Here is a 9,211-nt window from a genome sequence, read left to right on the forward strand (position 1 = left end):
TTGCCGCCTCGCATCAAGTGACATACAGACACTCTAGTACGCAATCGCCATCATTCAATGAATTTTCAACTCGGGACACTAGGGACGCGAGCAACGTTGTCTTTGCCACCCACATGAGTAAAAGGCCTGCAAACTGCACGATGACGAATAAGAAGGCAACTCGTGCCTCTCCTAGCCGGTCCGGAAGGTGCCCAGCGATGGTACGCGCCGCGATCAATGCAGCACCGAATGCGGTGAAAGCCATCCACACCGGCTGCCAATGCATGTCCGCGAAAAAAAGCGAACTGAACGCCAAGATTGCGCAGTACCCCATGCTGGCGAGCGCAGCGCCGACTCCGGGCAGCCAAACCGCTCTCAGGATGACATTGAAAGAAGCGTGCTGTCCGTGACCGAGCAGTACGGCTGCCGGGGTCCGGCTCACGTATGCGAAAACGAATAGCGGCAAAAGGGCGGTCATCAGTGCTATCGCGACGAACCCAAATGATGTGTAAAGAATGGCCCCGAGAGGACCACCCAGCGCCATCGCCGCAAACATCGCGGTTCCGACCCAGGCAATGACTTTGCCAGCATGCTGCCTTTCAACGAGACCCAATCCCCAGGCGATACCACCGGTGATGATGAAGCTCTCGGCACCGCCGAGAACCGCACGACCGACGAGCAGAATCGCGACAGAACCCAGAGGTGCCTTTAGGAATACTAGCGACAAAATGTACAGCAGTCCGGAAGCGGCCGCGGCGAGTAGGCCGACGAAGACACTGCGCTTTGCACCGCGCCTGTCAGAGTAGGAGCCCGCCCAAATGCGTGAGAGCAGTGCAGCAGCGAACTGTGCACCCGCCACCAGTCCAACAACCAGTGGTCCGAATCCGAGATCGTTTGTGACATGGAGAGGCAGTACGGGAAGCGCCACGCCAATGATCAGAAAGCCGGCCAGTACGGCAGTCATTATCGGGAACAGGGTTGCAACAACCGAATGCCCGGCTGATCCCTTTAAACGTGATTCGGACATCGTTAGGCCTTCTAGCGAACGGAAAACCCCGCGGTTCGAGATGACGGCCTTTGCCAATGACTTAAGGCATCATGCTCAGATAATATTGATTCTCTCGCCAGTCACACTCCTTAAACCCCCCTGCAAGGGCCCACCTCTACACCGGGCGTTCACATGTCGAGTCTGCCTCGCGGAGCGTTTTAATTATCGACCGAGGACGAAGCGGTGTTCCTTGTGCCCTCAACGCGCCGAACACCCGATTGCGTTTGCGTGTCGCGCGAACTCCCAAAACTATACGTGTCGATGTTGTGCGCGTTCTGCTCGGCAGCGATTGTTTGGGCGCTCGGCCCCTGCTGTGAGCTCGGCGCACCGACAGCCGGCCGGTAAAACGGAGCCGGACCGTAGCCGCTAGCGAAAGCTGACCCAGCGAATGCACTGGAACCGATGAAAAAGAGAGTAGCGAACAGTTTGCGGTTCATGACATGCTCCAACATGAGGTTGATATTTGATGACAGGCTCGGCAGCCGTCCTACCAAGCTGTCAGCTAAATCGCGATGACTCAAGCGTATACCCCTACTATCGGTTTTTAAACACAATGCGATGCATAAGCTTATGAATTCCGCTCATCAATCGGCGCTCACGGTGTTGTCCGCGCACCGTCAATACGAGCGCTTGTCGGTTGTCGCGATTTCTCGGTGAGGCGTGTTAAGACGCGTTCATAGGGCGCGGGGACAGGTGCCGTAGAAGAAAAAGCAGCCTGCGTCAATGTTTTGATAGACGAGGCGAACGGCGGTTTCCCGCCGTGTTGATTGACATAAAGGAATTTAGCACATTTTCTATCTGCAATCCTAATGAACGAGCTGTTGTTATCGCAGTGCTCTTCGTTCGATCGACTCCGATGCGCCAGAGCTTGGTCAAGTCAAAGTCGGTAACACGTCGCGTTGCAACATGAACGTCCCTCAACGACCCTTACGAGGTCGCGACTATGCGCAGACGGTCGGTTGCTGCAACCCAGCGAGCCGCTATCGCTCCGGCGAGTTCATCGGGATTTCTTAGGTTGCCCGCGGGCGGTGAGACGACTGTCGTACGTCCAGCGGCTTACTTTTATGAAGCGCAGCCGAGCCGCGTCCGGATGGGCGGGGTTGATGAGGACATTGGTCTCCTGCGGCACAATCACGGACGGCACCCTGTACAGCAAGCTCCGCCTAGCTGAGAGCCACGCGTCGCCCGCGTCGAGGCTCACCTTGCCATGAGGAACTGCATCCCACCCGACGTGAGGTCCGCCCGTGTCAAACACCGCCGCCGCCAGCCAGACGTCTTCGGGCACCTCGATGGCGACCAGATACCGGTTCAGCGGCAGTTCGCCCAGCCTGATGTGCACCAGAGTTTCGAGGCAGGCCAGCGCGATGCTGCCCGCGCTGTAGAGCACCGGCAGCCCTGGCCGGTTCCACCGACCGCCCGTCGCCTTGGCACCGGCCCCCGTGGTGTCATCTGCCGTGTAATCGGGTGTGTCGGTCGCAATGCGCCAGAGCGTCGCCGTACCGCTCACGCGTACGCCCCGCTCTGCGCCATCGCCAGCAGATTCGAAACCAGGTCGCGCCCTTCTGCTGTGTCCATGTACTCGGCTGGGCGCTTCCCGTCCAGCGCCGGCAGCGGCTCATCGAGCCAGCGCGCGAGCCATTGGGCTGCGTCAAAGCCCGTCGGGTCGCCCGACTCTTCGACCATCGTCTGTACCTGGCCGATCAGCTTCGCCATGCCGACCACGCGCTCGCCCTGTTCGGGCGAGAGCTTCTCACCGGCTTTCGCCTTGCGGTCGATGGTCGTGATGGACAGGCCAAGGGTCTTGCCCAGTTGCTCCTTGCTGCGGTCCATAAAGCGCGCGATACGAACGAAATCGTCCGCCTTCACGCCCCGCTTGATCGCGTCGATGCGCACGGACCGGTCCACTCGATACACTGCGCCGAAGTGGGTGAGATCAATCACCTCCACGCGCCCCTTTGGTGCGGGCCTACCGCGACGGACCGCGTTTGGCAGCCCTTCATTGATGTCATGGGCGCCCGCGGATTTTCCGCTGCGCGCCTTGCCGCCGGCCTTGGTCGGCTTGTCTCCCCGCGACCTTGCGTGCCCGCCTTTCAGATCCGCCTCCATCGCTCACCCCCATTTGACGGTTCAGTATAGCCCAAATGGAGGATATGACGCTGACAGCTGCGCGTCGGGGTGTTCACTGAACAGCGGCGTTTCCCGCGGTACGCCGGACCATCCGTCGGCCGACAGCCTCGGCCGTCATCGGCCAATTCCGGCCCCTTGTCCGTGCTTTTGGGTTGACGTTTGAACGGCGGCTTGATTTTGAAAGCGGACCAGCAATTGAGCGGCAATGGTCCGCTAAGAATGAACCTCCGCGCCGAAACTAGGCACTTTTGAGGCTGTTTTGTGCTACATCGACTTTAGAAAGCGCTTCGTGCATCGACTCAATAGCCGCTACTTTTTTCTCAAGTTTCCGCCGATAGCCACGAGTAGCGCGTTCAGCGACACGGGCTTACCCAAATGCGCATCGAACCCTGCACGCAGTGCCTCGGCAGCGTCCTGCTCGCGTCCGAAACCGGTTAAAGCGATCGCTGGAACCGCCCTACATGCCGGCAGCTCACGCAACTTCGCAATCAGTTCATAGCCGCTCATTGTCGGCATGCCGATATCCGACAGAATGAGATCGAATTCGCTTTCGCTCGCGACCTTGAGAGCTGCTTCGGGAGTCGATTCCGCTCTGACCTGCGCCCCTTCTAATTCAAGCAAAGTCCGGAACCCTTCGAGGCCCTCCAGCGAATCGTCGACAAGAAGTACGCGCAGCCCCGTCAGAATGCTGGGATCACCGGTTTTACCCGCGGGCAATACAGATGAAGATGGAGGAAGATGTGGCAGCCAAAGGCGGAAACAGGATCCTTGTCCCAATCCAGCCGAGGTACCCTCAATGCGTCCGCCGTGCATTTCAGCCAGTTGCTTGGTGAGCGACAAGCCGATGCCTAAGCCGCCGCGATCACGTCGGCCGCCGCCGTCCGCTTGGCTAAACATATCGAAAACTTTGGGCAGAAAATCGGGCGCGATGCCTTGTCCCGTATCGCATACCTCGATGCAGACGTATCGATCATCGCGCGTAAGCGACAGATTCACGCGTCCGCCGTGCGGCGTGAACTTCAAGGCATTGCGCACCACGTTCCAAATCATCTGCTCCAGGCGTACCGGATCGGCCTGAATCGTCAACGGCGCGTCAACGCCTGACACTGCCATTCGAATTTGCTTGTTCGCGGCTTCCGCGTCACTCGCCTCGACGATCGCTCGAAGAACAGATGCAAGATTGACCGGCGAGAAGTGCAACGCCAACTTGCCCGTGCGCACCCGCGATAGATCCAACAGGTCGTCAATGATCTTGGATTGCCCAAGGACCGAACGTTGAATCGCGTCCGCCGCATCCTGAACCAGCGCAATATCTTTCACCTCGGGCGAGCGGCTCAGTAACTCAGCCTTGACGTGAATTAAGTTAAGCGGATTCTTCAGCTCGTGCGACAGTACCGCAAAAAATTCATCTTTTTGGCGGTTCACCGTTTCCGCCTGGGCACGAATGGCTCGCTCGAGCGCCAACTGCAGTTGCTGCTGGCTCTCCACGCTCTTACGGTCGGTTAAATCGCGCGCTATTTTCGCAAGACCCTTGAAGCCGACCGTGTCGATCGATGTCGTGACGCCGCTGCAATAGATCTTTCTGCCGTCTTTTCTGAGGTGCCAACGTTCGTCCTCGGCACGACCTTCCTTCTTGGCTGTTTCTCTTTCCGCGAGCGCTGCGCCCGGCCGGTCTTCCGGGACGAATATGAGGTCGATCGGCTTGCCCACGACCTCATGTTCTTCAAAGCCAAACATGCGGTGCGCTCCTCGATTCCAACTGAGGATCGTGCCGTCCGAATCTTGCACAATGATTGCATAGTCGTCGGTGGTCAAGGCAGCGAGCTTCAGACGTTCTTCGCTCGATCGGGCCGCTGCCTCGGCCCGGCGTCTTTGCGTGATGTCGATCAGGGTGAGCACAGCACCGTCGATGCGATCGTCCACGGTTCGGTATGGCAGCACGCGAGCGAGGAACCAATCGCCGTCCAAAGTGCTGACTTCCCGCTCCGCCGACTTCAGGTCCTCGAATGCGCTTCTTACATCTGCGGCGAGTTGCGGATAATGCAGGCGATGCGTCAAATCGAGCAAGGGGCGACCGATATCCGTCGCTATTAAATTGAACAGTCCCACTGCTGCGGGCGTATAGCGTTTGATGCGCATCGAACGGTCGACAAAGATAGTCGAGATGCCGGTAGAGGCAATCAAGTTTTGAAGGTCATCGTTGGCTTTCGCGGTCTCTTCTACCTTCGCCTGCAACGCACCATTGACCGTCAGGATCTCTTCGTTGACCGACTGCAGTTCTTCCTTGCTGGTTTCGAGCTCTTCGGACGCTGACCGCATTTCTTCGTTGATTGCCTGCAACTCTTCGTTGGACGCCTTTAGCTCCTCGCTTGAGACGCTAGAATGCTCGACGGTCGAGTGCAAAAGCTCCTTTAATCGCCGTACTTCGGCCTCGAGGTGTGCGACGACAGGACTCTCGTCAGTCGGAGCGACTTCGGACGCTTCGGGCAACGTGGTCTCCTCCGCCTCATCGAAGAACACTGCAAGGAGGTCTCCAACGGCCGCATCGTAGAACGGGCGCACAGTCATGTTGACGTAGGAAAGAGCGGTACCCCGCGCGAACCTCACGCGTTCTGCATCGACGCTTTTGCCATGTCGCAGCGCCTGAAAGAGCGCAGTTTGAAGCTCCAGCCTCAGCTCGGGGTTGATCAGGGTGAGCAGATTGTGAGACGGTTCACCGCCGACGTATCGGAGGAACCGGCCGACATCCTCTGACATATGCAGGATTTCCCCGTCGCGATCGATCAGCACGCTTGGCGGCGCATAATGCTCCATGGCGCTTCGGTGCAGGGCTGAGAACGACGAGTCCGTGCGACCAATCGCTGGCTTTATGTTACTGAAGTGAGTCGGCTGCGCCAGCGGGCCGACGAACGGTAACGTCGACGCAGGTCGCGCGCTCGCCGATTTCTTCGCGCGATAAATCCGGCTCTTCTTGTCAATGGCGACGAAAAGGTCATCGGCAATCTCAGCCGACTCGGAACTACCCAAGAATAGATAGCCGCCCGGTTGAAGCGCGAAGTGAAATGTTTGCAAGACCTGTCGCTGTACCGTACGGTCCAGGTAGATCAGTAGGTTGCGGCATGACACCAGGTCGAGCTTAGAGAAGGGCGGATCACGCAGCAGGTTGTGGGCGGCAAACAGAACCTGTTCCCTTAAGGATTTGTTGATGAGGTAGCGCCCGTGCGTGAGCGTAAAAAACTTTCGAAGCCGGGCAGGCGGAACGTCGGTCACAATCGGCGATGGATAACTGCCCGTGCGCGCCGTCTCGATAGCGCTCTCATCGATGTCTGTGGCGAACACCTGGATGCCACAACCTTTATTGGCTTCCGCGACACACTCGTTAAGCAGCATGGCGACCGAATACGCTTCTTCGCCGGTCGAGCAGGCCGCCACCCAGACGCGGATGGAGTCGTCATCGGACTTGTCTTCGCAGATGCGCGGCACGATTTCGCGCTCAAGGGCTTCAAAAGCGTCCCGATCGCGAAAGAAATTCGTCACACCGATCAACATGTCCTTAAGCAATGCCGAGGACTCTTCCGGGTGAGTGTCGAGAAACCGCTGGTACGAGGGTAAGTCTGGAAGCGCGTTGACTTGCAGCCGACGTTCAATGCGTCGCAGAACCGTCGCGCGCTTGTAATGCCGGAAGTCGTGCGCGGTGCGGGCGCGCAGCGTAGAAAGGATTTTATGCAGTGTGTCTTCTGCGAGCGGCGCCGAATCCGGCGCTGCACTACTATCTGCCGATGTTGCTATGAGAATCTGATCGTCGCCGGCGGGAGGCAACTGAATCGCTCGCGCGTTGTCGCGCAGTTCGATAAGTTTCTGCGGGATCTCAGCGACCGGTAGCGCAATGTCGACCAGGCCCGTCGCGATGGCATTGCGGGGCATCTCATCGCATTCGGCGTCCTCGGGACTTTGCGCGATCGTGACGCCGCCATGCTCCTTGATCCGACCTATTCCTATCGTGCCGTCGCTGCCAAAGCCCGACAGAACCACGCTGATCGCGCGGGTGCGGTGCACTTCGGCGAGGCTGCGAAAAAACAGGTCGATCGCCACCGGTCGTCCTGGTTCGCGATTCGACGGCGTCACTCTCAGATAGCCATCATTCATCGACAGGTCGTTAGCCGGCGAGATGAGATAGACATGATTCTTTTCGATCTGAGTCGCATTCAGGACTTGCACGACGGGCATTCTAGTGAGTCTCTGGAGCACGGCGTCGGCCTGGCTCTCATGCCTGGGCGACAGATGAAGTACGATCACAAACCCCATGCCCGCGTCGTTTGGCATGTGCTCAAAGAGGCGCGTCAGCGCTTGAATCCCGCCGGCCGATGCCCCGATGCCGACGATCGGAAACTCCAGCGACGGCATGACAGAACGAGTCACGTCGGGCGGATCAACTGAAGGATCAGGCGCTTTATTGCTTGTCATGACGGGCGATGTTGATTACCACGCTTGTTGGCAGTTTTGATTTGAATGCGTGGACGACTGATTCATCTAGCGTACACCACGAGCGTCACGGACGTTGTCTTAACAAAAGATTGCCGAACCGATCAGAGAATTTTCGGGAAAAACTTCCATCGCACGCAAGCTGACAGGCGACGGTCGCGCAAATAGTGCCGGCCCGCGCGAGTCCATCGCAGGCCCTGTCGCCCCAGACTGGCGGGTCTACGTTACACATAAATATGCCGCGCAGTTGGGTCGCCGGGATTTCGAGGGTCGACAGCGCAGTTTCAGATGACTTTCCAATGAAGACCGAGATCGCCGGCAGAGTGTCCGCGCCGCACCGCTGGCCGACAGCTTGCACGCTTCCGGCGCCTAAATCGGGTGGCGCGGATGACGGCAACGGGTTGAAACGAGTTGGCCAATGCAGGAAGCTGCTTCCACCGTAAACAACCGGCGAAGTCATCTTGATCTGCAAGTCGAGCAGCCGGACGATCATGTCCATTTAGATTTCAAATGGACATGTGTACATGATGGACGAACCCGAGGTGGTCCAGGATGTTGTTCAGCCGACACGGCGCCGGCGGCATAGCAAGGAATTCAAGCAGATGGTCATTCGGGCGGCAATGCAGCCAAACGTGTCGATTGCGGCCGTGGCACTGCATTACCGGTTGAACGCCAACCTGCTGCGCGGTTGGGTTGCGGCGCAGGAGGAACGCGATGTCGCTGAAGCGGCGCGACAGGAGTTGAATGTCTCGACGTCGGAATTTGTTCCACTGCAGATGCAAAATGGTTTTGCAGGGGCGACGCACATCGAGATTGAGGTGCGCAGAGGCGCGACGTCGATCACCGTGCGCTGGCCGCTGTCGGCCGCGAGCGACTGCGCAACTTGGCTGCAGGGGTGGTTGCGTTGATTCGCATCGATGCCATCTGGCTCGCGACGGAGCCGGTCGACATGCGCGCCGGTGCTGATACGCTGCTTGTGCGCGTGGTCAAGGTGTTCGGGTCAGTGAGGCCCCATCATGCCTACCTGTTTGCCAATCGTCACTCGACCCGAATGAAGGTGCTGGTCTACGATGGTCTCGGTATATGGCTCGCCGCACGCCGGCTGAACAAGGGGCGCTTCGTCTGGACGAACGGCGAGCAGGCAGTGAGCGTTGGGCTGAGCCCTGAACAGCTTCGGGCTCTCGTGATGGGATGATCCTGCCTCGTTTCCACGTACAGCAAATCATGCAGCGATGATCCTAGCCTCGTATTCGACTGGAGTGCAGAAATCGATAGAGGTGTGCAGGCGTTGCCGATTGTAGTAGCCCTCGACCCAGTCGACGATATCCAGACGAGCCTGAGCGCGCGTTTCGTAGCGAACCTGATAGATTCGCTCAACTTTCAGGGTTTTGAAGAAGCTTTCCATTGGCGCGTTGTCCCATGCATTAGCGCGACGGCTCATCGAAACGTTCATCTTGAAGTCGGCAGCCAGTTTCCGGTACGCCCGGCTTGCATATTGGGCGGATTCAACCGGTCGTCGCAACACTGGATTGTTGAACAGATTGCAGATACCCGTCCAGAGCTTCGGCCGGCGTC

Annotated in this window: 9 protein-coding genes; 2 read left to right on the plus strand and 7 right to left on the minus strand. The window is 58.4% G+C overall.

Translation table 11 applies throughout. The features are described from left to right. Positions 1-13: 13 nt before the first annotated feature. The 6 genes from NCT32_RS33960 to NCT32_RS33985 all read right to left on the minus strand — a co-directional run bounded on the left by NCT32_RS33960 (position 14) and on the right by NCT32_RS33985 (position 8,135). Positions 14-1,006, minus strand: a complete 993-nt coding sequence (locus NCT32_RS33960) for an arabinose transporter (RefSeq protein WP_250491332.1) — start codon at positions 1,004-1,006, stop codon at positions 14-16. Between the two features lie 179 nt (positions 1,007-1,185). After that, entirely contained in the window at positions 1,186-1,464 is a 279-nt protein-coding gene (locus tag NCT32_RS33965; protein ID WP_061121716.1) for a hypothetical protein, read from the minus strand. Positions 1,465-2,024: 560 nt separating this feature from the next. Further along, a complete protein-coding gene (locus NCT32_RS33970; protein ID WP_061121693.1) occupies positions 2,025-2,534 on the minus strand; it encodes an RES family NAD+ phosphorylase in 510 nt (169 codons plus the stop codon). Next, positions 2,531-3,133: an antitoxin Xre-like helix-turn-helix domain-containing protein gene (locus tag NCT32_RS33975; RefSeq protein ID WP_086961635.1), complete on the minus strand. Its 603-nt coding sequence runs from the start codon at positions 3,131-3,133 to the stop codon at positions 2,531-2,533. Before NCT32_RS33975 ends, NCT32_RS33970 begins: the two co-directional genes overlap by 4 nt. A 330-nt stretch (positions 3,134-3,463) precedes the next feature. Next, positions 3,464-7,618: a CheR family methyltransferase gene (locus NCT32_RS33980; protein ID WP_061121694.1), complete on the minus strand. Its 4,155-nt coding sequence runs from the start codon at positions 7,616-7,618 to the stop codon at positions 3,464-3,466. Positions 7,619-7,703: 85 nt separating this feature from the next. Next, entirely contained in the window at positions 7,704-8,135 is a 432-nt protein-coding gene (locus NCT32_RS33985) for a hypothetical protein (RefSeq protein WP_061121695.1), read from the minus strand. A 25-nt stretch (positions 8,136-8,160) separates the two neighbouring features. Here NCT32_RS33985 and NCT32_RS33990 point away from each other — a divergent pair, with 25 nt between their 5' ends. Next, on the plus strand, positions 8,161-8,544 hold the full coding sequence (locus NCT32_RS33990; protein WP_096031966.1) for a transposase: 384 nt from the start codon (positions 8,161-8,163) through the stop codon (positions 8,542-8,544). Continuing rightward, entirely contained in the window at positions 8,541-8,831 is a 291-nt protein-coding gene (tnpB, locus tag NCT32_RS33995; protein ID WP_061121718.1) for an IS66 family insertion sequence element accessory protein TnpB, read from the plus strand. The genes NCT32_RS33990 and tnpB overlap by 4 nt, the downstream gene beginning before the upstream one ends. A 27-nt stretch (positions 8,832-8,858) precedes the next feature. Here the strand turns inward: tnpB and NCT32_RS34000 are convergent. Beyond that, the coding region (locus tag NCT32_RS34000) for an IS3 family transposase (RefSeq protein ID WP_250491333.1) at positions 8,859-9,211 on the minus strand (353 nt) is incomplete at its 5' end.

The sequence above is a fragment of the Caballeronia sp. INML2 genome (assembly GCF_023631365.1).
In the GTDB taxonomy this organism is placed as follows: Bacteria; Pseudomonadota; Gammaproteobacteria; order Burkholderiales; family Burkholderiaceae; genus Caballeronia; species Caballeronia turbans.